Annotated in this window: 20 protein-coding genes, 1 pseudogene and 1 riboswitch; of the genes and pseudogenes, 11 read left to right on the top strand and 10 right to left on the bottom strand. The window is 72.3% G+C overall.

Annotation, left to right across the window (positions count from 1 at the left end):
• Positions 1–131: 131 nt before the first annotated feature.
• Together KUF83_RS02285 and KUF83_RS02280 are read left to right on the top strand one after the other, a co-directional pair.
• Positions 132–1,487 (top strand): FAD-binding oxidoreductase, encoded by a 1,356-nt coding sequence (locus KUF83_RS02285; RefSeq protein WP_217452793.1) that lies wholly within the window; start codon positions 132–134, stop codon positions 1,485–1,487.
• Positions 1,488–1,541: 54 nt separating this feature from the next.
• Positions 1,542–2,297, top strand: a complete 756-nt coding sequence (locus KUF83_RS02280) for a decaprenylphospho-beta-D-erythro-pentofuranosid-2-ulose 2-reductase (protein ID WP_217452792.1) — start codon at positions 1,542–1,544, stop codon at positions 2,295–2,297.
• Positions 2,298–2,360: 63 nt separating this feature from the next.
• On the opposite strand, the gene KUF83_RS02275 is transcribed toward KUF83_RS02280, so the two are convergent.
• Both KUF83_RS02275 and trpS read right to left on the bottom strand, forming a co-directional pair.
• On the bottom strand, positions 2,361–2,939 hold the full coding sequence (locus KUF83_RS02275) for a 2'-5' RNA ligase family protein (RefSeq protein ID WP_217452791.1): 579 nt from the start codon (positions 2,937–2,939) through the stop codon (positions 2,361–2,363).
• Positions 2,940–3,108: 169 nt separating this feature from the next.
• On the bottom strand, positions 3,109–4,122 hold the full coding sequence (trpS, locus tag KUF83_RS02270; RefSeq protein WP_217452790.1) for a tryptophan--tRNA ligase: 1,014 nt from the start codon (positions 4,120–4,122) through the stop codon (positions 3,109–3,111).
• A gap of 100 nt (positions 4,123–4,222) precedes the next feature.
• On the opposite strand from trpS, the pseudogene KUF83_RS02265 reads away from it, so the two are divergent.
• From KUF83_RS02265 to KUF83_RS02250, 4 genes and pseudogenes are all read left to right on the top strand, one after another.
• A pseudogene (locus KUF83_RS02265) lies at positions 4,223–4,813 on the top strand (RNA polymerase sigma factor); the annotation flags it as partial.
• A gap of 133 nt (positions 4,814–4,946) precedes the next feature.
• A complete protein-coding gene (locus KUF83_RS02260; protein WP_254643247.1) occupies positions 4,947–5,894 on the top strand; it encodes a hypothetical protein in 948 nt (315 codons plus the stop codon).
• Between the two features lie 287 nt (positions 5,895–6,181).
• Entirely contained in the window at positions 6,182–6,919 is a 738-nt protein-coding gene (locus tag KUF83_RS02255; RefSeq protein WP_254643246.1) for a hypothetical protein, read from the top strand.
• Between the two features lie 247 nt (positions 6,920–7,166).
• The gene (locus KUF83_RS02250) at positions 7,167–7,718 is read left to right on the top strand and encodes a hypothetical protein (RefSeq protein WP_308402888.1); all 552 of its coding nucleotides are present in this window, start codon (positions 7,167–7,169) and stop codon (positions 7,716–7,718) included.
• Positions 7,719–7,891: 173 nt separating this feature from the next.
• Here KUF83_RS02250 and KUF83_RS02245 read toward each other — a convergent pair whose 3' ends face one another.
• Positions 7,892–9,334, bottom strand: a complete 1,443-nt coding sequence (locus tag KUF83_RS02245) for a glycine hydroxymethyltransferase (RefSeq protein ID WP_217452788.1) — start codon at positions 9,332–9,334, stop codon at positions 7,892–7,894.
• Positions 9,335–9,365: 31 nt separating this feature from the next.
• A riboswitch (ZMP/ZTP riboswitch) is annotated at positions 9,366–9,452 on the bottom strand.
• 309 nt (positions 9,453–9,761) lie between these two features.
• On the opposite strand from KUF83_RS02245, the gene KUF83_RS02240 reads away from it, so the two are divergent.
• The gene (locus KUF83_RS02240; protein WP_217452869.1) at positions 9,762–10,724 is read left to right on the top strand and encodes a hypothetical protein; all 963 of its coding nucleotides are present in this window, start codon (positions 9,762–9,764) and stop codon (positions 10,722–10,724) included.
• Positions 10,725–10,785: 61 nt separating this feature from the next.
• Here the strand turns inward: KUF83_RS02240 and KUF83_RS02235 are convergent, their stop codons facing one another.
• Positions 10,786–12,222 (bottom strand): PLP-dependent aminotransferase family protein, encoded by a 1,437-nt coding sequence (locus KUF83_RS02235; protein ID WP_217452787.1) that lies wholly within the window; start codon positions 12,220–12,222, stop codon positions 10,786–10,788.
• 47 nt (positions 12,223–12,269) lie between these two features.
• Here KUF83_RS02235 and KUF83_RS02230 point away from each other — a divergent pair, with 47 nt between their 5' ends.
• Entirely contained in the window at positions 12,270–12,815 is a 546-nt protein-coding gene (locus tag KUF83_RS02230) for a carboxymuconolactone decarboxylase family protein (RefSeq protein ID WP_217452786.1), read from the top strand.
• Positions 12,812–13,537 (top strand): isocitrate lyase/phosphoenolpyruvate mutase family protein, encoded by a 726-nt coding sequence (locus KUF83_RS02225; RefSeq protein ID WP_217452785.1) that lies wholly within the window; start codon positions 12,812–12,814, stop codon positions 13,535–13,537. Before KUF83_RS02230 ends, KUF83_RS02225 begins: the two co-directional genes overlap by 4 nt.
• 179 nt (positions 13,538–13,716) lie before the next feature.
• On the opposite strand, the gene KUF83_RS02220 is transcribed toward KUF83_RS02225, so the two are convergent.
• From KUF83_RS02220 to KUF83_RS02200, 5 genes are read right to left on the bottom strand one after another with little or no spacing between them, the layout of a single operon-like run.
• The gene (locus KUF83_RS02220; RefSeq protein ID WP_374105954.1) at positions 13,717–14,712 is read right to left on the bottom strand and encodes an ABC transporter substrate-binding protein; all 996 of its coding nucleotides are present in this window, start codon (positions 14,710–14,712) and stop codon (positions 13,717–13,719) included.
• A gap of 1 nt (position 14,713) precedes the next feature.
• Positions 14,714–16,657, bottom strand: a complete 1,944-nt coding sequence (locus tag KUF83_RS02215) for a proline/glycine betaine ABC transporter permease (RefSeq protein ID WP_217452784.1) — start codon at positions 16,655–16,657, stop codon at positions 14,714–14,716.
• Positions 16,657–17,865 carry a glycine betaine/L-proline ABC transporter ATP-binding protein gene (locus tag KUF83_RS02210; RefSeq protein WP_217452783.1) on the bottom strand — a complete coding sequence of 403 codons (1,209 nt, stop codon included), beginning with the start codon at positions 17,863–17,865 and terminating at the stop codon, positions 16,657–16,659. Before KUF83_RS02210 ends, KUF83_RS02215 begins: the two co-directional genes overlap by 1 nt.
• Positions 17,865–19,394 carry a GMC family oxidoreductase gene (locus tag KUF83_RS02205; protein WP_217452782.1) on the bottom strand — a complete coding sequence of 510 codons (1,530 nt, stop codon included), beginning with the start codon at positions 19,392–19,394 and terminating at the stop codon, positions 17,865–17,867. Before KUF83_RS02205 ends, KUF83_RS02210 begins: the two co-directional genes overlap by 1 nt.
• A 59-nt stretch (positions 19,395–19,453) precedes the next feature.
• Positions 19,454–20,965, bottom strand: a complete 1,512-nt coding sequence (locus tag KUF83_RS02200) for an aldehyde dehydrogenase family protein (protein WP_217452781.1) — start codon at positions 20,963–20,965, stop codon at positions 19,454–19,456.
• 225 nt (positions 20,966–21,190) lie between these two features.
• On the opposite strand from KUF83_RS02200, the gene KUF83_RS02195 reads away from it, so the two are divergent.
• Positions 21,191–22,078, top strand: a complete 888-nt coding sequence (locus KUF83_RS02195) for a GNAT family N-acetyltransferase (protein ID WP_217452780.1) — start codon at positions 21,191–21,193, stop codon at positions 22,076–22,078.
• A 70-nt stretch (positions 22,079–22,148) separates the two neighbouring features.
• Here KUF83_RS02195 and KUF83_RS02190 read toward each other — a convergent pair whose 3' ends face one another.
• Positions 22,149–22,484, bottom strand: coding sequence for a hypothetical protein (locus tag KUF83_RS02190; RefSeq protein WP_217452779.1), 336 nt, complete (start codon positions 22,482–22,484; stop codon positions 22,149–22,151).
• Positions 22,485–22,662: 178 nt separating this feature from the next.
• On the opposite strand from KUF83_RS02190, the gene KUF83_RS02185 reads away from it, so the two are divergent.
• Positions 22,663–23,070 (top strand): CU044_2847 family protein, encoded by a 408-nt coding sequence (locus KUF83_RS02185; protein WP_308402887.1) that lies wholly within the window; start codon positions 22,663–22,665, stop codon positions 23,068–23,070.
• The last annotated feature ends 4 nt before the right edge of the window (positions 23,071–23,074 follow it).

Below are 23,074 nucleotides of genomic sequence, written 5' to 3'. Positions count from 1 at the left end.
GGGACTCACTGTTCACGTCAACACCGCTGGAACTCCGGCAATATTGAGCGACATCCCATTAATCACCCATTTCGGGGAGAGAAGTGATGTTAGGGAACTAACAGTCACTTTCGGTCGATACGGTCACTTGCATGCCTACCGACACGGTTTCCGTCACGGGGTGGGGCCGCACCGCACCCACCGCCGCCCGCCTGGTGCGCCCCCGTACGTACGAGGAGGTCGTGGCGGCCGTGCGGGGATGCGGAACCCGCGGGGGCATCGCCCGGGGGCTGGGACGGGCGTACGGCGACGCGGCACAGAACGCGGGCGGGGCCGTGCTCGACATGACGGCCCTGGACCGCGTCCACGCGATCGACGCGGACGGCGGGACCGTGCTGTGCGACGCCGGTGTCTCGCTGCACCGCCTGATGGAAGTCATGCTGCCGCTGGGCTGGTTCGTGCCGGTGACCCCGGGGACCCGCTATGTCACGGTCGGCGGAGCGATCGGCGCGGACATCCACGGCAAGAACCACCACGTGGCCGGTTCGTTCGCCCGGCACGTCCTGTCCTTCGAGCTGCTGACCGCGGACGGCGAGATCCGTACGGTGAGCCCCGGTACCCCGCTCTTCGACGCCACGGCCGGTGGCATGGGCCTGACCGGTGTCGTCCTCACGGCCACCGTCCGACTGCAGCCGGTCGAGACGTCGTTGATGTCCGTCGACACGGAACGGGCCACGGACCTGGACGACTTGATGGCCCGCCTCACGGCCACCGACCACCGCTACCGCTACTCGGTCGCCTGGATCGATCTGCTGGCCCGTGGCGCGGCCGTGGGACGCTCGGTGCTGACCCGGGGCGACCACGCCCCCCTGGAGGCGCTGCCCGACGGCACACGCGCGCGTAGAGCCCCGTTGGAGTTCCGTCCGGGACGCCTTCCCGCGGCCCCCTCCTTCGTCCCCGAAGGCCTGCTCGGCAGGACGACGGTCGGTCTCTTCAACGAACTCTGGTACCGCAGGGCGCCACGCGCGCGTACCGGTGAACTGCAGCGGATGTCCACCTTCTTCCACCCGCTCGACGGCGTGCCGCACTGGAACCGGATCTACGGGCGCGGCGGTTTCGTGCAGTACCAGTTCGTCGTCGGACACGGCGGGGAGGAGGCCCTGCGCCGGATCGTGCACCGCATCTCGCAGCGCCGCTGCCCCTCCTTCCTCGCCGTCCTGAAGCGGTTCGGTGCGGGCGACCCCGGCTGGTTGTCCTTCCCGATGCCCGGCTGGACCCTCGCGCTGGACATCCCCGCGAACCTGCCGGGGCTCGGCGGCTTCCTCGACGAGCTGGACGAGGAGGTGGCCGCGGCGGACGGGCGTGTCTACCTCGCCAAGGACTCCCGGCTGCGGCCGGAACTGCTCGCGGCGATGTATCCGCGGCTCGACTCGTTCCGGGCGCTGCGCGCGGAGCTGGACCCGCGTGCCGTCTTCACCTCCGACCTGTCCCGGCGCCTCGGGCTCTGACGTGAGCCGCCCCGCCGGCCCGGTTCTCCCACCCTCTCCCCAGGAGTTCGCCTCATGAAGGACGCTTTCGGCCTCCCCCAGTCCCTGCTCGTACTCGGCGGCACGTCCGAGATCGCGCTCGCCACGGCGCGCCGGCTGATCGCCCGCCGTACCCGCACGGTGTGGCTCGCGGGCCGCCCCTCGCCCGGCCTGGAGGCGGCCGCCGCCGGACTGCGCAAGCTCGGCGCGGACGTGCGTACCGTCGACTTCGACGCGCTCGATCCCGACGCCCACGAACCTGCTCTCGGCAAGGTGTTCGCGGAGGGCGACATCGACATGGTCCTGCTCGCGTTCGGTGTCCTCGGCGACCAGTCGCGCGACGAGAACGATCCCGGCGCCGCGGTACGGGTCGCACAGACGAACTACACGGGCGCCGTGTCGTCGGGGCTGGTGTGCGCGCGGGCCCTCCAGGAGCAGGGGCACGGCTCCCTGGTGGTGCTCTCGTCGGTGGCGGGCGAGCGGGCCCGCCGCGCCAACTTCATCTACGGGTCCAGCAAGGCGGGCCTCGACGCCTTCGCCCAGGGCCTGGGGGACGCGCTGCACGGCACGGGTGTCCACGTGATGGTCGTGCGTCCCGGGTTCGTCCGCTCGAAGATGACGGAGGGGCTGGCGGAGGCCCCGCTCGCGACGACTCCCGAGGCGGTGGCCACGGCCATCGAGACGGGCCTGCGCCGACGCTCCGAGACGGTGTGGGTGCCGGGGGCTCTGCGGGTGGTCATGTCGGCGCTGCGGCACGTACCGCGGGGGGTCTTCCGCCGCCTGCCCGTCTGAGGGCCCGGGGGCGGCCCCGGGACCCCGCGACCGCTCGGCCTTGCGGGCGGGCGGTCGGTCCGGTCAGCGGGCCGGGAGCGGGCCCCGCGCCACGTGCGACGCCTGCGGCGGTACGACGGCGCCCCCGAAGACGTAGTCGCGCAGCCTGCGCCACACCCCGTCGGACCCCTGCTCGTAGAGGGCGAAGCCGGTGCACGGCCACTGGGCCTCGTACTCCGCGAGCTCCTCGAAGGCCCGGTCCATCGCCTCGTCGGCGATGCCGTGCGCCACCGTGACGTGGGGGTGGTACGGGAACTGCAGCTCGCGCGCCACGGGCCCGGAGGCGTCCCGGACCTGCTTCTGCAGCCAGGTGCAGGCCTCGGCACCCTCGACCACCTGCACGAACACGACGGGTGACAGGGGACGGAACGTCCCCGTCCCGTTCAGCCGCATCGAGAAGGGGCGTCCGGCGGCCGCGACCTCGACGAGATGCGCCTCGATCGCGGGCAGCGCCGACCGGTCGACCTCGGTCGGCGGCAGCAGCGTGACGTGGGTGGGAATGCCGGAAGCCGCGGGGTCGCCGAAGCCCTCGCGCCGCTGCTGGAGCAGGCTGCCGTGTGGCTCCGGGACCGCGATCGACACACCGATCGTTACGGTCCCCACGTCGTCTCCTGTCGTTGTGTCGGTCTTCCGTCGTGCTGTCGTCCCGGGCGCACAGAGGCTGGCGCCGGTCCGGCTATCGACTGTACGGCGGTGCGGCCCCGTACAGGATGTCGTGCCGGTGTTGTCCTGGTCTCGTCCGGCCGCCGTACGGAGGGTCCCTTCCCGCCGGTCAGTGCTTGGCGGGCAGGAATCCCACGTTCTCGTACGCCTGGGAGAGCGTCTCGGCGGCGACAGCGCGAGCCTTCTCCGCTCCCTTGGCCAGGATCGAGTCGAGCGTCTCCGGGTCGTCCAGGTACTGCTGGGTGCGCTCCCGGAACGGCGTCACGAAGTCGACCATGACCTCGGCCAGGTCGGTCTTCAGCGCACCGTAGCCCTTGCCGACGTACTTCTGCTCCAGTTCCGCGACGGCGGTTCCGGTGAGGGTGGAGTAGATGCCCAGCAGGTTGCTGACGCCCGGCTTGTTCTCGACGTCGAACCTGATCACCGTGTCCGTGTCGGTGACCGCGCTCCTGACCTTCTTCGCGGTGGTCTTCGGCTCGTCGAGGAGGTTGATGAGGCCCTTCGGCGTGGACGCCGACTTGCTCATCTTGATCGTCGGGTCCTGGAGATCGAAGATCTTCGCCGTCTCCTTGAGGATGTACGGCTTCGGAACGGTGAACGTCGGCCCGAAACGGCCGTTGAAACGCTCGGCGAGGTCACGCGTCAGCTCGATGTGCTGACGCTGGTCCTCGCCCACGGGGACCTCGTTGGCCTGGTACAGCAGGATGTCCGCGACCTGCAGGATCGGGTACGTGAAAAGTCCGACCGAGGCGCGGTCGGCGCCCTGCCTGGCGGACTTGTCCTTGAACTGGGTCATGCGGGAGGCCTCGCCGAAGCCGGTGAGGCAGTTCATGATCCACGCGAGCTGGGTGTGCTCGGGGACATGGCTCTGGACGAACAGGGTGCAGCGCTCGGGGTCGAGACCGGCCGCCAGCAGCTGGGCGGCGGCGAGCCTGGTGTTGGCGCGCAGGTCCGCGGGGTCCTGCGGAAGGGTGATCGCGTGCAGGTCGACGACCATGTAGAACGCGTCGTGGGACTCCTGCAGGGCCACCCACTGGCGGACGGCGCCGAGGTAGTTGCCGAGGTGGAACGAGCCCGCGGTGGGCTGGATTCCAGAGAGCACGCGGGGACGGTCTGAAGCCATGCTCACCATTCTCTCAGGTGTCAGGGGTCGTTCCGGAACTGGTCGGAAACAGAAGTGACACGGGTGGGAACCGATCTGCCTCCGGCGGTGTAACAAGACTGTGAGGACGCGGGAGGGGGGCCGCATCGTCGATGAGGCCGCGGTGATCGCACGCGTGCGCGCCGGAGAGCCGGAGGCGTATGCGGAGCTGGTGCGTGCCCATACGGGTCTCGCGCTCAGGGCGGCCGCGGCGCTGGGGGCGGGTGCGGACGCGGAGGACGTGGTGCAGCAGGCCTTCTTCAAGGCCTACTGCTCCTTGGGGCGCTTTCGGGACGGCGCGGCCTTCAAGCCGTGGCTGCTCTCGATCGTCGCCAATGAGACGAGGAACACAGTGCGGACGGCGGTGCGCCAGCGGACGCTGGCGGGCCGCGAGGCCGCGCTCGTCGAGGCGGAGCCGCGGATACCGGAATCGGCCGACCCGGCGGTCGCGGCCCTGGAGGTCGAGCGCAGGTCGGCCCTGCTCGCCGCCCTGGAGAGGCTGAGCGAGGAGCACCGTCTGGTCGTCACCTACCGCTATCTCCTGGAGATGGACGAGTCGGAGACGGCCCAGGCCCTGGGCTGGCCCAGGGGGACGGTGAAGTCCCGGCTCAACCGCGCGCTGCGGAAGCTGGGCAGACTGCTGCCGGATGCCGAGCCGGCGGAGCACGCGGACAGGCCGGGAGGGGCGGAAGGGGCGGAGGAGCCGGGCGCGCTGGGCGGGCCGGGAGCCTCGGGGAGCCCGAAAGAGCTGCGAGGACTGAGAAGGCCGGGGAGTCGGAGGACCCGCGATCCACGGAGAGGAGGTGATGAGCATGAGTGACACGCACGGACCGCACGGACCGCACGGACCGGACCAGGGGCGGGGCACGCGGTTGTCCGGTGGCGGAGGCGACCGCGGCCGGACCGGTCGTGAGCGGGGAGACGGACCGGGCCGTGAGCGGAGCTCGCGGTTGCCCGAGGAGTTGCGGGCACTCGGGCGTTCACTGGACAAACCCGGGGCGGCCGGCAGCGAGTCGATGGTCGAGCAGGTCCTGGAGCGGATACTCGCCGAGCGGGTGCCGGTCCCGGTGGCCGAGCCGCCCGGACCCGCGGAGCGGCTGCGGGCGGTGCGCCGCTGGGCACGGGCGCGCGGGCGCGCACTCACCGCGGGCCTGTGCGCCCTGCTGGCGGTCCTCCTGCTCACGCCTCCGGTGCGGGCGGCGGTCGTCGACTGGTTCGACTTCGGCGGGGTCGAGGTGCGGTACGACCCGTCGGTGACCCCGTCGCACGGCGCCGAGGTACCCGGCTGCGGCGGGCCCTCCCTCACGCTTGAGGAGGCCGGCCGGCGGGCGGGCTTCGCGCCGCTCGTACCCCCTGGCCTGGGGACCCCGGAGGCGGTGACGGTGACCCGCGAACCGAAGGGACGCTTCCTGATCAGTCTGTGCTGGCGCGAGCGGGGGCGGACGGTCCGGCTGGACGAGTTCCCGGCGATGCTCAGCCCCGGCTTCACCAAGCTCGTGGAGGAACAGCCGGAGTACGTGCCGCTGGGCACCGACGCGGACCTCGTCGAGCGGACCGCGCTGTGGTTCCCCGCCCCTCACCTCCTGCACCTCTGGCTGGTGGACAGGGACGGCGAGTTCACCCGCACCGAACGGACAGCGGGACCCACCCTGTTGTGGACGCACGGCGGCGACATGACGCTCAGGCTGGAGGGCGTGGCCTCGAAGTCCCGGGCGGTGGGCATCGCGAAGTCACTGGGCCGGTCCGCCTCCTGACGGACGAGCCGCGGACCTTCCGGCTCCGGGGCGGGATCCACTGCGGGCCTGCCAGTCGGGCGGTGGGGGTGCTTGGGGCGGTGGCGGTGCTCCGGGCCGTGGCGTGCTTCGGCCGGTTGACGGCTTCCCCGCTTGGGGGGCCGCACCGCTGTCCGACGGTTCCCGGCTGCTTCGACGGCCGAAATATTCGTCGGCGCCGGTTGGGAACCCCGGCGGGTCGAGCGGTGTACCAGAAGTGACACGCAGGTGCGGGCGGCCTCATCGGGGGCCGGTTGGGGGTGGGCTGGATGCGGAGTGTCCGAGCACTGGTGAAGGAGGGCCGGGGATGGGCGGTGGTCTCGGGATGGGTGCTGGGGTTCGGCCTGGTGGTGTCGAGCGCCACGACCGCCACGGCCGGCGGCCCGACGAGCGTGCTGGTGGTCTCGCCGGAGAGCGGGCTGAGCACGGCGCTCTACACCACGAGTGAGGAGTACAGGGAGTTGGAGCGGCTCCTCGGTCAGCCGGGCAGCGGCACCAGCGAGGAGCCGCCGGGCCTGGGCGTGGGCAGCAGTCAGATCAATGTCACCTGGATGCTCCACGACGTGTCGCCGTGGCGGGTCGACCGCGTCTATCCGGACATGCGTGGCAGCAAGAAGGTCTGGATACACACAGCGGCCGACGCACCTGAGTCGATGAACGGCTACTGGCACACGGCAAAGCAACCAGCCGCGATCCGCGCGCTGTTGAAGAGGATCGGCGTGCTGGGCGAACCGTCCGGGAAGGGCGCCGGGGTCGCCTCTCCGGCTCCCTCGGAATCGGAGGACGCCTCGGCGGCACCTGCCCCCGCGTCCACGGAGCAGTCCCGCACGGCCGTCGCCGCGACGGCGGACGACACCGACTGGTGGTGGGCGATACCAGGGTTGGTGACGGGAGCCGTGCTGGGCCTGGGGCTGCGGCCGTTCGTCGGGCGATGGCCGGGCGTGCGGCGGCTGAGCCACTGGAGGGAGCGGGAGTCGGGGCCCCGCCAGGAGCTGAGAGATGTCTGACGGGGCCGGGCTGAGGGGGCCGTGTCGTGCGGCGCCGGTCGGGCGCGTCGTGGCCGCGCTCGTCCTGGCCGCGCTCGTCGCCGTGGCTCCCGCCAGCCTGGGGACAACGCGGGCGCATGCGGTACAGGGACTGGCGGCACAGTCACAAGCGACGGGGACAGGAACTGGGCTGGGGATGGGGATGAGGGCGGGGGCGGAAACGGCAGCGGGCTCGAAACCGAGTCCCGGCACTCCGAATCTTGCCGTGGTGACGGCCGACGGTGGGACGGGGCGGACGACCAGTGTGCGCACCGGCGAGCTGGACTTCGCGCGGCTCTGGCAGTTGTTGCGGCCGTCCGCCACGGACACGGAGAAGGTCCCGCAGGACTGGATCGAGGGCCGCCATCCCGCCGTGGTCGCCACCGTGCTCTGGGGGACGACCGGCGTGGGCGGCTGGCCCGACACGGACAGCGCGCCCGGAGGCGATGTCTACATGGGGCGCCAGGACCAGGTGTTTCTCGCGGAGGACGGTACTCCCTGGACGAGGAGCGACCCGGCGGTCGATGTGAACGACGACGACATCCGGTGGCACAGGGCATCCCGCGCGGTCTACGACCAGTTGGAGCGGGGAGATCTGTTCGGCCCGGGGCGCACGGCGGGCGGTGGGACTGATCCGGCGGATCACGAGTGGTGGGTGCTGAGCGGACTCGCTGCGGGACTCGTCCTCGGCTCCGGATGCACCCTGCTGATACGCCGCGCGGCGGCCCGGCATGAGCCTGGGCCGCCGCGGGAGCCACGACGAGAGCTGATCGACTTGTGAATCCCGGCCCGGGCCCGACCCTGGCCGGGCCAGGACCGCGATACCGGGCCAGGGCCGACGCCCGGGTCGGTGCCGGTACCCGGCCGATCCCGGGCCGGGGTCGATATCGGGCCGGTGCTGGAGTCGTGCCGCTGTCGGTGCCCGTGCCGGTACCGGTCTCGGGGCCTGTGGCCTCAGCCGAGGTCGATCTCCGGGTAGAGCGGGAAGCCGGTCAGGAGATCGGTGGCGCGGTGGGAAATCTCGTCCGCGATCTTCGGGTCGAGGATGTGCTGGGCCTTGGAGGGGGCGCCCTTCGCCGTGGTGCCCGCCTCCGTGGTGGCGAGGACCCGGTCGATCAGGCCGGCGATCTCGTCCATCTCGGTGGCGCCGAGGCCCCGGGTGGTCAGCGCGGGCGTGCCGATGCGGATGCCCGAGGTGTACCAGGCGCCGTTGGGGTCGGCGGGGATGGCGTTGCGGTTGGTGACGATGCCCGACTCGAGCAGGGCGGACTCGGCCTGACGACCGGTGAGGCCGTAGGAGGAGACATCGATGAGGTTGAGGTGGTTGTCGGTGCCGCCCGTGACCAGCTTGGCGCCGCGCCGCATCAGGCCCTCGGCGAGAGCGCGGGCGTTGTCGACGACGGCCTGGGCGTACTCGCGGAACTCGGGGCGGCGGGCCTCGGCGAGCGCGACGGCCTTGGCTGCCATGACGTGCGGAAGGGGGCCGCCCAGGACCATCGGGCAGCCGCGGTCGACCTGGTCGGCGAGCGAGGAGTCGCACAGGACCATGCCGCCGCGCGGGCCACGCAGCGACTTGTGGGTGGTCGTGGTGACGATCTGGGCGTGCGGAACCGGGTCGAAGTCACCGGTGAGGACCTTGCCGGCGACGAGACCGGCGAAGTGGGCCATGTCGACCATGAGCGTGGCGCCGACCTCGTCGGCGATCTCCCGCATGATCCGGAAGTTCACGAGACGGGGGTAGGCGGAGTAGCCGGCGACGATGATCAGTGGCTTGAACTCGCGGGCGGAGACGCGCAGGGCCTCGTAGTCGATGAGGCCGGTCGCGGGGTCGGTGCCGTAGGAGCGCTGGTCGAACATCTTGCCGGAGATGTTCGGGCGGAAGCCGTGGGTGAGGTGGCCACCGGCGTCCAGGGACATGCCGAGCATGCGCTGGTTGCCGAAGGCGCGGCGCAGTTCGGCCCAGTCGGCCTCGGAGAGGTCGTTGACGTTGCGGACGCCGGCGTTCTGGAGGGCGGGAGCCTCGACACGCTGGGCGAGTACGGCCCAGAAGGCGACGAGGTTGGCGTCGATGCCGGAGTGCGGCTGGGCGTAGGCGTGCTCGGCGCCGAAGAGCTCGCGGGCGTGCTCGGCGGCGAGGGCCTCGACGGTGTCGACGTTGCGGCAGCCGGCGTAGAAGCGGCGGCCGACGGTGCCTTCGGCGTACTTGTCGCTGAACCAGTTGCCCATCGCCAGGAGGGTGGCCGGGGAGGCGTAGTTCTCGGAGGCGATCAGCTTGAGCATCTCGCGCTGGTCGGCGACTTCCTGCCCGATGGCGTCGGCGACCCGGGGCTCGACGGCGCGGATCACTTCGAGGGCACTGCGGAAGGCGGTGGATTCGGTGGAAAGGGGCTCGGGCATGACGGCCTCCGGACGTGGCGTTCGGCGTTCACGGTTCGGCCCAGGCGCACGGCACACAGTTGCTGGGCCGCTCCCCGATGGTCGGTCCCATCCCAGCGCGCCAGTCACGGCCCGTGGATCAGCGTACCGGGCACACCCAGGAGACAGGGCTGGCCGTCCATCATGCGAGCGACGAAAGATGGAGGACGAAAAGACAGAAGACAGAAGACAGATAAGCGTGCGTGTGGGGCCCTCGACGACCTCTTGCGGATCGCCGGACCGCCGGGTCTGCGGGCCTGCGCCTGCGGGCCCCTGGCCGCCGCCCGCCGGACCGCCGGACCTCCCGACCCCCGGCCCCCGGCCCCCGGGCCCGAAGATCGAGTGACCCGGTCGGGCGAGAGGCTGCCCTGAACTCTCCACCCCATACAGTCGCTTTGTGCTCTTTGGAATGGTGTGCGCGCTCGGTGCGTCGGTGTGCTTCGGGGCGGCGACGGTGTTGCAGGCAATGGCCGCGCGGGCGGCCGCGCCGGTCACGGAGTCCCCCGGCCCGTCCGGTGTGGACGCCGCCCTGTTCCTGAGGGCCGTGCGCGAGTGGCGGTATCTCGTCGGGCTCGCGCTCGACGGGGTCGGGTTCCTGCTGCAGATCGCGGCCCTGCGCTCGTTGCCGATCTACACCGTGGGGGCGGCCCTCGCCGCGAGTCTCGCGGTGACGGCGGTGGTGGCGGCGTGGCTCCTCGACGTAAGGCTGAGCAGGGTCGAGTGGGCGGCGGTCGCGGTGGTGTGCGCGGGGCTCGCGATGCTGGGGCTCGCTTCTGGTGAGGAAGGCGAGAAGACCGGCTCGTCGGCACTCAAGTACGCGATGCTCGGCACCGCCTTCGCCGTGCTGCTCGTCGGGGCGCTGGCCGGGCGGCTGTCCGGGCGGGGGCGGGCGCTCGCGCTCGGGCTGGGCGCGGGGTTCGGGTTCGGCGTGGTCGAGGTGTCGGTCCGGCTGATCGACGACCTCGCCCCCTCGGCGCTCCTCACCAACCCGGCGACGTATGCGCTCCTGTTGGGCGGAGGTTCCGCGTTCCTCCTCCTCACCTCGGCGCTCCAGCGCGGCTCGGTGACGACGGCCACGGCGGGGCTGGTCATCGGCGAGACCATCGGGCCCGCTGTCGTGGGCGTCGTCTGGCTCGGCGACCGTACGCGCGAAGGCTTGGCGTGGCTGGCCGTACTCGGTTTCGCCGTCGCGGTGGCCGGTGCGCTGGCACTGGCACGCTTCGGGGAGGCTCCGGCGGAGAAGTCAGTGGCGGAGGCAGGGTCCGGGTCCGGGTCCGGGTCCGGGTCCGGGCCAGGGTCCGGGTCCGGGCCGGGGCCCGAGGCAGGGCCAGGCCCGGACACGGCTCCGGGGTCGGACCCGGTCACGCGGTAGTGGCGGAGCAGCAGGCTGGTCCGACCGTCCACATGCACGCGCCGACCCGCACCCCGCCCCGTCACGGCAGTGCCCCGCACAGTGCCTCCAGGGCTCCTGGCCAGCTGCTGTCCGAGGGGGTGCCGTAGCCGACGACCAGGGCGTCCAGTGGTGGGGGCGTGGCCGTGGGGTGGCGGTAGCTGGTGAGGCCGTGGACGGCCAGGCCGTGCCAGGCGGCCGCGCGGACCACCGACCGCTCGGTGCCGGGCGGGAGCCGGAGCACGGCGTGGAATCCGGCCGCGATGCCGGTGGCCGTGACCGACGGGGCGCGGGCCGCCAGGGCCGCGACGAGCTGGTCGCGGCGACGGCGGTAGCGGAGGCGGGAGGCCCGTACATGACGGTCGTACGCGCCCGACGTGATGAACTCCGCGAGCGTCAGCTGGTCCAGGACGCCGCACGACCAGTCGGCCCCGCCCTTCGCAGCCGTGACCTCGGAAGCCAGGCCCGGCGGCAGGACCAGCCAGCCGAGGCGCAGACCGGGGGCGAGGGACTTGCTGGCGGTGCCGAAGTACACCACGTGGTCCGGGTCGAGGCCCTGGAGTGCGCCGACGGGCTGCCGGTCGTAGCGGAACTCGCCGTCGTAGTCGTCCTCCAGGATCAGCCCGCCCGTGCGGCGCGCCCAGTCGACCGCCGCGGCACGGCGGTCCGGGTGCAGCGGGACGCCCATGGGGAACTGGTGGGCGGGTGTCAGCAGCACCGCCCCTCCCGCCCCTCCCGTGCCGCCCGGGCCGCCGCCGTTCGCGCCGAGCTCGGACAACTCGGCGGTCCGCGTGCCCAGTTCGTCGAAGGGCAGCGGCACCGAACCCAGCCCCGCCCGTTCGATCAGGCCCCAGTGCACGTCGAGCCCGTACGACTCCACCGCCAGCGCCCGCGCGCCCCGCTGCCGCAGCACCGCTCCGAGCAGCATCAGTCCGTGGGCGAACCCGGAGCAGACGAGGATGTGTTCGGGGTCGGCGCGTACGCCGCGGGCCCGGGCGAGATAGCCCGCGAGGGCGGTGCGCAGTTCGACGCGGCCGCGTGGATCCCCGTAGCCGAGGGCCTCGTTCGGTGCCGCCGTTAGTGCCCGGCGGGACGCCCTGAGCCACTCGGTGCGTGGGAACGAGGCGAGGTCCGGGGTGCCGGGGACGAGGTCGTACGCGGGCCCCCAGGACCGGCGGGGCCGCCGGGCGGCGGAGGCCGGGACCGGCACCGGCCGTTCCGCCACGCGGGTGCCCGAGCCCTGCCGCGCGGTGAGCCAGCCCTCGGCGACGAGGTCGGCGTACGCGTCGGCGACCGTGTTGCGGGCGATGCCGAGGTCGGCGGCGAGGGAGCGCGACGACGGCAGCCGGGTGCCCGGCGCGAGCCGCCCGCCGCGCACCGCCTCCCGCAAGGCGTCCGTGAGGCCTCTGCGCAGGCCGGAGCCGGTACGCGACAGGTCGACATGCAGGTCCACACCGAAAGTGGCCCAAGATCCAGCCATGGAAATGGACCATACTCCTGGGCTACTCCGCTCGTAGGGTCGATCTCATGACGACCCCGCAGACGACCACGCAGACAACCGCCGGGACCGCGCACGACGGCCCCCGCAAGGACGCCCCCTATGCCTCCGAGGAGGCCCCCCGGCTCGAATGGGCCAAGTTCGCGCCGGAGGTCTACAAGGCCATGGTCCGGCTCGACGCGGCGGCCCGGGCGGGGCTCGACCCGGTCCTGCTGGAGCTGGTGAAGATCCGTGCCTCGCAGCTCAACCACTGCGCGTTCTGCCTCGACATGCACACGAAGGACGCGCTGGCGGCGGGCGAGAGCGTCGAGCGGATCGTCCAGCTCGGCGCGTGGGAGGAGTCCCGGCACTTCTACACGGAGAAGGAGCTCGCGGCGCTCGCGCTGACCGAGGCCGTGACGGTCCTGACGGACGGCTTCGTCCCGGACGGGGTGTTCGAGACGGCGGCCCGGCACTTCGACGAGGCCGAGCTGTCCCAGCTGATCGCCGCGATCACGGTGATCAACGCCTGGAACCGCTTCGGTGTGACCTGCCGTCTCACGCCGGGCCACTACACGGCCGGGCAGTACAAGTGACAGCGGCGCCGGCGGGCAGGGCCGCGGTCTTCCGCGCGCTGCACCTCGACCGCCTCCCCGGGGACCCGCTGATCCTCCCCGGCCCCTGGGACGCGGCCAGCGCCCGCGTGTTCGTGGACGCCGGTTTCCCGGCGCTCGCCACGCCCAGTGCCGGGGTCGCGGCGTCGCTCGGGTACGAGGACGGGGCCACGCCCGCCGACGAGATGTTCGCGGCGGTCGCGCGGATCGCACGGGCCGTAGAGGTGCCGGTGTCCGCGGACGTCGAGGACGGCTACGGGCTCGCTCCGAAGGAGCTGGTGGAACGGCTCCTCGAGGCGGGCGCGGTCGGCTGCAACCTGGAGGACTCCCGCGCCGGTGTCCTGCGGGACCCCGCCCGGCACGCTGAATGGCTCGCCGAGGTGCGGGCGGCCGCGGGCGACGGGCTCTTCGTCAACGCGCGCGTCGACACGTTCGCGTGCGGGATCACGGATCCGGGACCGGCGGTGGAGCGGGCCAGGCTGTACGTCGCGGCCGGCGCCGACTGCGTGTACCCGATCGGTGTGCCGGCGGACGTGCTCCCGTTGCTGCGGGCGGGCGTCGAGGGCCCGGTCAACGCGTCGGCGACGCCGGACGGGCTCTCCGCCCGCGAGTGGGGCGAGCTGGGGGCAAGCCGCATCACCTACGGGCCCGGCCTCCAGCGCGCGGCGGCCGCGGCACTCCAGGAGATCGCCGGACGGCTGTGACCGCACCGATGTCCGGGCCCTCGGTGAGGGCCCGGACATGAGCGGCGGGCCTGCTCGTACGGTGTCGGCCGCCGGCCGGTGGGGGCTTGTCGCGCAGTCCCTCGGGCCCCTGAAGCGGCGCGGCCGGTGCGTCCCCACGCCCCCACCGGTCAGCACGTGGGGCGCGGCCGTCGCGGCTGCTATCCGGCCAGCCAGGACTTCCACGTCGACTCATGGCCCCGTACCCACTTCTTCGCCGCGTCCTCCGGCGACAGCTTCTGGTCCGCGATCATGAGGGAGACCTCGTTCTGGTCCTCGGTCGTCCACTTGAACTTCTTCAGGAAGGCGGCGGCCTCGCCACCGGACTTCGCGAAGTCCGAGTTGAGGTACTTGCGCAGCGGGGTGTGCGGATAGGCGCAGGCGACCGCGTCCGGATCCGCGTCGCAGCCCTCCTTGTAGGCGGGCAGCTTCACCTCCGTCATGGGCACCTTCTTGAACAGCCACTGCGGCGAGTACCAGTAGGTGAGGAAGGGCTTCTTCTCCTTGGCGAACTGCCGCATCTGGGTGATCTGCGCCGCCTCCGAACCGGCGAACACCACCTGGTAGTCGAGGTCCAGGTTCTTCACCAGGGCCTTGTCGTTCGTGACGTAGGAGGGCGAGCCGTCGAGCAGCTGCCCCTTGCCGCCGCTCTCGGCGGTGCGCAACTGGTCGGCGTACTTGTTGAGGTTCTTCCAGTTCGTCACGTCGGGGTGCTGCTTGGCGAAGTACGTCGGGACGAACCAGCCGATGTGTCCGGTGACGCCGAGGCCGCCGCCGTCCTCGATCGTCTTCTTGTCCTTGATGTACCGCTGTTCCTGCTCGGGGTGGCCCCAGTCCTCCAGGATCGCGTCGACCCGGCCCTGGCTGAGCGCGTCCCACGCGGGAACCTCGTCGACCTGGACGGTGTCGACGCGGTAGCCGAGTTCGTGCTCCAGCAGGTACTGGGCGACGGCCACGTTGGCCTGCGCGCCGACCCAGGACTGCACCGACAGGGTCACGGTCTTCGAACCCTGCGCGTTGGCGAAGGGCGAGGCCTGCTTGGTCATGTCGGCGGCGCCGCAGCCGGTCAGCACCAGCAGGGAGCAGCCGACGGCCAGAGCGCCCGTCAGGCGCGTACCACGGGTCGTGCGGGTGCCAACGGTCGTGCGTGTACGCATCTCAGGCTCCCTTCTTCGTACGGCGGTCCGTCGGCTGGGTCACCCGGTCGAGCATCAGGCCGAGGCAGACGATCGCCGCGCCGGCCACCAGGCCGGTGGCCAGGTCGCCCTGGGCGAGCCCGAACACGACGTCGTAGCCGAGCGCGCCACCGCCGACCAGGCCGCCGATGATGACGACGGCGAGGACCAGGACGACGCCCTGGTTCACGGCGAGCAGCAGGGCGGGGCGGGCCAACGGCAGCTGGACCTGGCGCAGTTGCTGCCAGCTCGTCGCGCCCAGGGAGCGTGAGGACTCCATGGCCGCCGGGTCCACCTGGCGCAGGCCCTGCGTGGTGATGCGGACGACGGCGGGCAGCGCGTAGACGACGGCCGCGGCGACCGCGGGGGCGCGGCCGACGCCGAAGAGGGCCACGACGGGGATGAGGTACACGAACTGAGGCATCGTCTGGAAGACGTCCAGGACGGGACGCAGGAGCCGCTCGCAGCGTTCGCTCCTGGCCGCGGCGACGGCGGTGCCGAAGCCGAGGACGAGCGTGACGGCGACCGCCGCGAGGACCTGCGACAGGGTGTCGAGGGAGGGTTCCCACACGCCGAGCACGCCGATCGCGGCCATCGCGAGGACCGCGGTCAGGGCGGTGCGCCAGGTGCCGATCAGCCAGGCGAGCGCTGCGACGATCAGCAGGACCGACCACCAGGGCAGCCACTGCAGACCGTCGCGCAGCGGGTCCAGGACCCAGGTGGTGAAGTGGCCCGCCCAGTCGGCGGTGCCGCCCACGTAGGGGACGCCGGAGTAGAGGTGGTCGGTCATCCAGTCGACGGCCCGGTTCACCGGCTCGGCGATGCCCACGACCCAGGTCTCGGGCCAGTCGAGCCGGCCGGCAAGGCGTCCGGCGACCGCGACGGCCAGTGCCGCGACGGCCGCGTAGGCCCAGCCGGTCCAGCGGGAGCCGCCTTGGCCGAGCCCTTCCCCCGCCGCGCACGTCACCCGGTCGAGGACCACGGCGAGCAGCACGATCGGGATGCCCGCGGCGAGGGCGGCGCCCACGTCGACCGAGGCGAGTGCCTGGTAGACGCGGTCTCCGAGGCCGCCCGCGCCGATGACGGACGCGATGACGGCCATCGAGAGGGCCATCATGATCGTCTGGTTGAGGCCGAGCAGGAGTTCCTTGCGGGCGAGCGGGAGCCTGGCCGTGAGGAGCCGCTGGCGGGCGGTGGTGCCCAGGGACTCGACGGCCTCCATCACTCCGGCGTCCGCGCCGCGCAGGCCGAGCGCCGTGAGGCGGGCCATGGGCGGGGCGGCGTACACGACGGTGGCGAGCACCGCGGCCGGGACGCCGATGCCGAAGACGAGGACGACCGGCAGGAGGTACGCGAAGGCCGGGAGCACCTGCATGGTGTCCAGCACGGGGCGCAGCGCGCGGTACGTGCGGTCGGAGAGGCCGGCGGCGAGGCCGAGCAGCGCGCCGAGGGCGACGGACACGAGGACCGCGACGACCATGAGTGCGAGCGTCTGCATGGTGGGGACCCACATGCCGAGCAGTCCGCAGGTCAGGAACGCGACGGCGGTGCCGAGCGCCAGTCGCACTCCGGCCACCCGCCAGGCCACGAGCGCGGCCACGGCCGTGACGCCCGCCCAGCCCGCGGCGAGCAGGACGAGGTAGACGGCCCGTACGGAGAGGACGACCGCGTTGGAGACGTGTCCGAAGAAGTAGAGGAACAGCGGGTGGCTGTCGCGGTTGTCGATGATCCAGTCGCTGGCCCGGCCGAGGGGTTCGGAGAGGTCGACGGTGAGGGCGTTCGGCCAGGCGCCGCTCGCCCAGCGGGCGTCGGCCAGCGGGACGAGGACGGCTGCCGCGACGGCGAGCAGGAGGAGCTTGCCGGCGGCCGGGTGCTTGAGGAGGCCGGGCAGGAGGGTCCGGGGAGCGGGTGCGGTGACGGTGGCCATCAGGCCACCCCCTCGCGGGCCGGTCCGGCCGATCCGTCCTGGGCGGGGCCGACCGGTCCGCGGTGGGCGGGGCCGACCGGTCCGGCGGTGGCGGAGACCGGCTCGGTGTCCTGCTCGGCGGCCGGTTGGGTGGACTGCCCGTCCGTGCCCGCCACCACCTCCAGGAGCGCGTCGGAGTCCACGACTCCGAGGCAGCGGCCCTGATCCACCACGCGGGCCGTCTGGCCCGAGCGGGCGACCGCCTCGATGGCCTGCGAGACCGTGGCCTCCGGCGACAGGGCCGGGCCTTCGCCGGCCTCCTGCGCGGACGCGGCCCGCATGGCCCTGCGTACCGTCATGACCTGCTCGCGCGGCACGTCCCGGACGAACTCGCGTACGTAGTCGTCGGCGGGCGAGCCCACGATCTCCTCGGGCGTGCCGAGCTGGACGACGCGGCCGTCGCGCATGAGGGCGATCCGGTCGCCGAGGCGCAGGGCCTCGTTCAGGTCGTGGGTGATGAAGACCATCGTGCGGCCCTCCTCACTGTGCAGCCGGATCACCTCCTCCTGCATGTCGCGCCGGATGAGCGGGTCGAGCGCGCTGAACGGCTCGTCGAACAGCAGGACCTCGGGGTCCACGGCCAGGGCCCGGGCGAGTCCGACGCGCTGCTGCTGGCCGCCGGACAGCTGGCCGGGCCGCCGCTGTTCCATGCCCTCCAGGCCGACCTTCGTGACGACTTCCTGAGCCTTCTCCCGGCGCTCGCGCCTCGGCACGCCCTGGACCTCCAGGCCGTACGCGACGTTGTCGAGCACGGTGCGGTGCGGCAGCAGGCCGAAGTGCTGGAAGACCATGGCGGCGCGGTGGCGGCGCAGTTCGCGCAGCCGGGCCTTGTCCATGGCGCGCACGTCCTCGCCGTCGATGACGATCGTGCCGGCGGTCGGCTCGATGAGCCGGGTCAGACAGCGTACGAGGGTGGACTTGCCCGAGCCGGACAGGCCCATGACGACGAAGACCTCACCCTTGCGCACGTCGAAGCTGACGTCCCGGACGGCGGCGGTGCAGCCGGTACGGGAGCGGAGTTCGGCGGCGGTGAGGGAGGCGAGCTCGGGGGCGCCGGGGATCCGGTCGGCCTTGGGGCCGAAGACCTTCCACAGGCCGTCGACGGAGAAGACGGGCTCGTCGCCCGTGCGTTCGGCGGCGGTGGGCGCGGGGGCGGTGGACGTACTCATCACGCACCACCTCCCAGCAGGTCCGCGCACTTCTCGCCGACCATGAGCACCCCGATCATCGGGTTCACGGCGGGCATCGTCGGGAAGACGGAGGCGTCGGCGATCCGGATGTTCTCCAGCCCGCGGATGCGCAGCTCGGGGTCGACGACGGCGAGTTCGTCGTCCGGTGCGCCCATGCGGCAGGTGCCCGCCGGGTGGTAGACGGTGTGGGCTACCTTCCGCGCGTACTCGCCGAGTTCCTCGTCCCCGGTGACGTCGGGTCCGGGGCACACCTCGCGCTTGAGCCAGTGCGCGAGGGGCTCGGACTTCGCGATCTCGCGCGCGATCCTGATGCCGTCGACGAGAGTGCGGCCGTCGTAGTCGTCCTCGTCCGTGAAGTAGCGGAAGTCGAGGGCGGGCTTCTCGGCCGGGTCGGCGCTCGTCAGGTACAGCCGGCCGCGGCTGCGCGGCTTGGGGATGTTCGGGGTCATCGAGACGCCGTGCGCGGGCCGTTCGTAGCCGAGGCGCTCCGGGTTGTCCGTGAACGGGATCTGGTAGAAGTGGAACATCAGGTCGGGGCCCGCCTGTTCGGGGTCCCGCCGCACGAAGAGGCCCGCGTCGGAGTCCATCGCGGAGTTCTCGGGGATCGGTCCGTCGGTCTCCCAGACGATGACCGACTCGGGGTGGTCGAGGAGGTTCTCGCCGACGCCCGGCAGGTCGTGGACGACGGGGATGCCGAGCTTTTCGAGGTCCTCGCGCGGTCCGATGCCGGAGTGCATGAGCAGCCGGGGCGAGTCGACGGCGCCGGCGCACAGCAGGACCTCGTTGCGGGCGCGTACGAGCAGTTCCTCGCCGTCCTTCGTGCGGACGTGCACACCGCGGGCCCGGGTCCCGTCCAGTTCCAGCTTGTGGGCCCAGGTCTCCAGGAGGAGGTGGAGGTTGGGCCGCCGGTCCATGACGGGGTGCAGGTACGCGACGGACGCGCTCGACCGCTTGTTGTTCTCGGGGTGGTAGGCGAGGTCGAAGAAGCCGACGCCCTCGGTGAACGGCTTCTTGTTGAACCCCTCCACGCGCGGTACGCCGAGCGCCGCCTGCGCCGCGTCCACGAAGTCGCGGGCGATGGCGTTCCGGTCCTTCTCGTCGACCGGGACGATGTTGTTGAGCAGGCGCGGGAAGTAGGTCTCCATGGGGGCCGCGCCCCATCCCTCGGCGCCCGCCGCCTCCCACTCGTCCCAGTCGGACGGCAGCGGCTTGAACGCGATGAGGGTGTTGTGCGAGGAGCATCCGCCGAGGACACGGGCACGGCTGTGCCGGATGTGCGAGTTGCCGCGTGGCTGCTCGGTCGTCGGGTAGTCGTAGTCCAGTTCTCCGCCGAGGAGGCCCATCCAGCGGCGCAGGGTCAGGACGTCGTCGCGGTCGACGTCGCTCGGCCCGCCCTCGATGACGGCGACGGTGACGTCCGGGTCCTCGGTGAGTCGGGAGGCTATGACGGATCCGGCGGTGCCGCCACCGATGACGACGTAGTCGTACGTGTTCTCATTTTCGGGCATGGCGTGGCGCTCCAAGGTGCCTTGTGCGGTGGGGGGTTGGAGGGGGGCGGGGCCGGGGGTCAGCCCGCGAACCACCGGACCGGCTTCGGTGCGAGGTTCTGGTACACGTGCTTCGTCTCGCGGTACTCGGCAAGCCCGGCGGGTCCGAGCTCGCGCCCGACGCCGCTCTTGCCGAAACCGCCCCACTCCGCCTGCGGAAGGTAGGGGTGGAAGTCGTTGATCCAGACGGTGCCGTGCCGCAGCCGTCCGGCGACGCGCCGGGCGCGGCCCGCGTCGGCGGTCCAGACGCCTCCGGCGAGTCCGTACTCCGTGTCGTTGGCGAGCGCGACGGCCTCGTCCTCGGTGCGGAACGTCTCCACGGTCAGGACGGGCCCGAACACCTCTTCGCGTACGACGCGCATGTCGCGGTGGCACTGGTCGAGGACGGTCGGCTCGTAGAAGTAGCCGGTGGCGGGACGGACGGCGGACGGCTCGGGACGGGCGCCGCCGGTCCGCAGGACCGCTCCCTCCGCGAGGGCGGCGGCGACGTAGGCCTCGGTCTTCTCGCGCTGTTCGGCGGAGACGAGCGGCCCGCACTCGACGCCCTCCTCGGTGCCGCGTCCGAGGCGGATGAGCTCGGCCCGCCGCACCAGTTCGGTGACGAAGCGGTCGCGCACCGACTCCTCGATGATGAGGCGGGCGCCCGCCGAGCAGACCTGGCCGCTGTGGATGAACGCGGCGTTGAGGGCCTGGTCGACGGCGGTGTCGAAGCCCTCCTCCGTGGCGCAGGAGTCGGCGAAGACGACGTTGGGGTTCTTGCCGCCGAGTTCGAGGGCGACCTTCTTGACGGTGAGGGCGGCGGCCTGCGCGACCTTCGTGCCGCTGATGAGACCGCCGGTGAAGGAGACGAGGTCGACGTCCGGGTGCTCGGCGAGGCGGGCGCCGACGCTGTGCCCGGGGCCGGTGACGATGTTGGCGGCTCCGGCGGGCAGCCCGGCCTCGACGAGCAGCTCGATCAGGGCGACCGTGGTCAGCGGAGTGATCTCGCTGGGCTTGACGACGAAGGTGTCCCCGGCTGCGAGCGCCGGTGCGATCTTCCAACTGGCCTGCAGCAGCGGGTAGTTCCAGGGGGTGATCATCGCGCAGACGCCGAGGGGCTCGTGCACGACGACGCTGTGGATGTCGTCCGAACCGGCGTCGACGACCCGCCCGCCGCCCTCTCCGACGACGAGGTCGGCGAAGTACCGGAAGGCGTCGGCGACGCAGTCGATGTCGACGCGCCCCTCCTCCAGCGTCTTGCCGGCGTCCCGGCTCTCGAGGAGCCCGAGCCGCTCGCGGTCACGGACGAGGAGGTCGGCGACACGGCGCAGCAGGGCGGCCCGCTCCGTGACGGGCGTCCGTGGCCACGTTCCGTGATCGAAGGCGTGCCGGGCGGCCTCGACGGCTGCGTCGGTGTCCGGCACTCCGCCTTCGGAGACCGTGGCGAACGGCTTCGCGTCCGCCGGGTCGAGGATGTCCCGTGTGGCTCCTGAGGCGGCCGCACGCCACTCTCCGCCCACATGAATCGTCTGCTGCGCCTGGTGTCCCGACATGATCGGTGTTGCCTTCCGTTCCTGAGCGGTGCCCCTGCGTCACACGCGTGTCACTCCCGGGGCCGTGTGCACATGCCCCCAAGTCCGGAATGCATGCCCACCCCGTGACGAGAAGTGCGCGGGATCACTGAAAAATCAGTCGAAACACAACTAAAAACTGACAGATGACCGCTCCGAATCGGTCCCATGGACACCGAACTTTCCTTTGACTAAAGTCAAAGAACCATGAGGCCAAAGTCAGCGTCGGTGTCCGCGGCGCAGGTGAGGACCCTGCGGCGCTTCAACCGGTACTTCACCCGCCGGATCGGCGTGCTCGACGATCACTACCTCGGGCAGGACCGGCCACTCGGTGAGGCCCGGCTGCTCTTCGAGATCGGGGCAGGGGCGTCGCTCAGGGAGCTCAGAACCCGGCTCGGGCTGGACGCCGGCTATCTGAGCCGGATGGTGCGCGCGCTCCAGAGGCAGGAACTCGTACGGGTCACCGTGCACCCGGCGGACAGCAGACTGCGGCTCGCGGAGCTCACCGAGACCGGGCGGGCGGAGCTCGCGGAGCAGAACAGGCGGGCCGACGGGCTGGCCGAGGGCCTGCTCCGCGGACTGAGCACGGAGCAGCGCGGGCGGCTGACCGAGGCGGTCGCGGTGGCCGAGCGGCTGCTGCGGCTGGCCGCCGTCGAGGTCAGGGCCGTGGACGCAGGGTCGGCGGACGCCCGCGCCTGCCTGGCCGGGTTCGCCGCCGAACTCGACGAGCGGTTCCCGGAGGGATACGACACGGCGGACCTCGTACCGCCCGAGGAGATCGCCGTCCTCCTCGTCGCGTACGAGGAGGAGCGTGCCGTCGGCTGCGGGGCGCTGTGCGCGCTCGACGCCGGGACGGCCGAGATCCGGCACCTCTGGATCCATCCGGACGCCCGGGGGCTCGGCCTCGGGCGCCGGCTCCTGACCGACCTGGAGCGCACGGCCGCGGGGCGCGGGCATCACGTCGTACGCCTCGACACGCACGAGGTCCTCACGGAGGCCGCGGCGATGTACCGCACGAGCGGGTACACCGAGATTCCCGCGTACGACGACAACCCGCACGCCGGGTACTGGTTCGAGAAGCCACTGCGCGGCTGACCCGGGCCGCCCGCCGGGCGGTCGGTCGGGCAGCCGGTCGGGCGGGCGGTCAGGCCGTCGGCCCGGCGGCTTACTCGGCCGAGCGCACCGCCTCCGCCTCCTTCGCCATCTGCACGGCCTGGAGGAGCGAGAGCCCGGGTGCCTCCCGGCGCAGCGCCTTGATCGCGTGGACGGAGTCGTACGAGTCCGTGATCCCGGCCGCCTCCATTCGCTCCCGCACCCAGCGGGCCCGCAGTTCGCCGTCCTCGGTCGCGGCGGCCCGCTCGACGAGCGCCACCGCCCGTTCCAGCCCGGGCCGCTCCTCCGGTGGGGCTTCCTCGAGCGCACGGCGAACGGCCGCGGCGATGACGTCGGCGTCCCGCAGGACGAGGACGTGGAGGTCTTGTTCCCTGGATCGTCCGAACATGGAGCCATGTTCGACGGGCGTCTCCCTGCGGAGCAAGGCAGTTGAGCACTTTCTGAGCCGGCGGCCGGCCGACCGGCCTCGGCGGAATCGTACGCTTTCGGTGCCGAACGCACCTCTCTCGCAACCGAGTTGTGCACACATGCCCCTGTCATGGCCCACTCTGGGCCACAATGTCGCTGTGTCCACCTCAACCGCGGCAGACCTGGAGTTCGAGGACGGTACGCCCGTCAGGTTCCTGCTCACCGCCGCCCCGGACCAGGGGCCGGCCGGCCCGGACGACGACCTCCCCGAAGGCATGGGAAGGGCGGTGCCCGTGGGCCGCGGCGGCGGGTTCGCCGCCGACGTCGCCGTCGGGGCGCTGCGCCGGGCCCTGCGGCCGCTCGGCCCCCTGCTGCAGGAGGTGCACGACGCGGTGGTGGCCGCGCCGCGACCGCCGTCCGACATCAGCGTGACGTTCGGCGTCCAGGTCGGGCAGGACCTCCGGCTCGGGATCGTCGGCGGGAACGGGCAGGCCCACCTCACCGTCACCGCCAGCTGGCAGCCCGTGGCGGGCGCCGACGGCGGTGCGGCGCCGGGCACGGGCTGATCCG

The sequence above is a fragment of the Streptomyces sp. BV286 genome (genome assembly GCF_019090165.1).
Classification (GTDB): domain Bacteria; phylum Actinomycetota; class Actinomycetes; order Streptomycetales; family Streptomycetaceae; genus Streptomyces.
The sequence above is the reverse complement of the archived record's forward strand: the minus strand, read 5'-3'. Positions and strand labels throughout refer to the sequence as shown.

What these genes read in the sequence shown, in the direction of transcription:
- KUF83_RS02285 (WP_217452793.1), top strand. Translation starts at nt 132, where the DNA reads ATGCCTACCGACACGGTTTCCGTCACGGGGTGGGGCCGCACCGCACCC.
- KUF83_RS02280 (WP_217452792.1), top strand. Translation starts at nt 1,542, where the DNA reads ATGAAGGACGCTTTCGGCCTCCCCCAGTCCCTGCTCGTACTCGGCGGC.
- trpS (WP_217452790.1), bottom strand. Translation starts at nt 4,122, where the DNA reads ATGGCTTCAGACCGTCCCCGCGTGCTCTCTGGAATCCAGCCCACCGCG.
- KUF83_RS02260 (WP_254643247.1), top strand. Translation starts at nt 4,947, where the DNA reads ATGAGCATGAGTGACACGCACGGACCGCACGGACCGCACGGACCGGAC.
- KUF83_RS02255 (WP_254643246.1), top strand. Translation starts at nt 6,182, where the DNA reads ATGCGGAGTGTCCGAGCACTGGTGAAGGAGGGCCGGGGATGGGCGGTG.
- KUF83_RS02245 (WP_217452788.1), bottom strand. Translation starts at nt 9,334, where the DNA reads ATGCCCGAGCCCCTTTCCACCGAATCCACCGCCTTCCGCAGTGCCCTC.
- KUF83_RS02240 (WP_217452869.1), top strand. Translation starts at nt 9,762, where the DNA reads ATGGTGTGCGCGCTCGGTGCGTCGGTGTGCTTCGGGGCGGCGACGGTG.
- KUF83_RS02235 (WP_217452787.1), bottom strand. Translation starts at nt 12,222, where the DNA reads ATGGCTGGATCTTGGGCCACTTTCGGTGTGGACCTGCATGTCGACCTG.
- KUF83_RS02230 (WP_217452786.1), top strand. Translation starts at nt 12,270, where the DNA reads ATGACGACCCCGCAGACGACCACGCAGACAACCGCCGGGACCGCGCAC.
- KUF83_RS02220 (WP_374105954.1), bottom strand. Translation starts at nt 14,712, where the DNA reads ATGCGTACACGCACGACCGTTGGCACCCGCACGACCCGTGGTACGCGC.
- KUF83_RS02215 (WP_217452784.1), bottom strand. Translation starts at nt 16,657, where the DNA reads ATGGCCACCGTCACCGCACCCGCTCCCCGGACCCTCCTGCCCGGCCTC.
- KUF83_RS02210 (WP_217452783.1), bottom strand. Translation starts at nt 17,865, where the DNA reads ATGAGTACGTCCACCGCCCCCGCGCCCACCGCCGCCGAACGCACGGGC.
- KUF83_RS02205 (WP_217452782.1), bottom strand. Translation starts at nt 19,394, where the DNA reads ATGCCCGAAAATGAGAACACGTACGACTACGTCGTCATCGGTGGCGGC.
- KUF83_RS02200 (WP_217452781.1), bottom strand. Translation starts at nt 20,965, where the DNA reads ATGTCGGGACACCAGGCGCAGCAGACGATTCATGTGGGCGGAGAGTGG.
- KUF83_RS02195 (WP_217452780.1), top strand. Translation starts at nt 21,191, where the DNA reads ATGAGGCCAAAGTCAGCGTCGGTGTCCGCGGCGCAGGTGAGGACCCTG.
- KUF83_RS02190 (WP_217452779.1), bottom strand. Translation starts at nt 22,484, where the DNA reads ATGTTCGGACGATCCAGGGAACAAGACCTCCACGTCCTCGTCCTGCGG.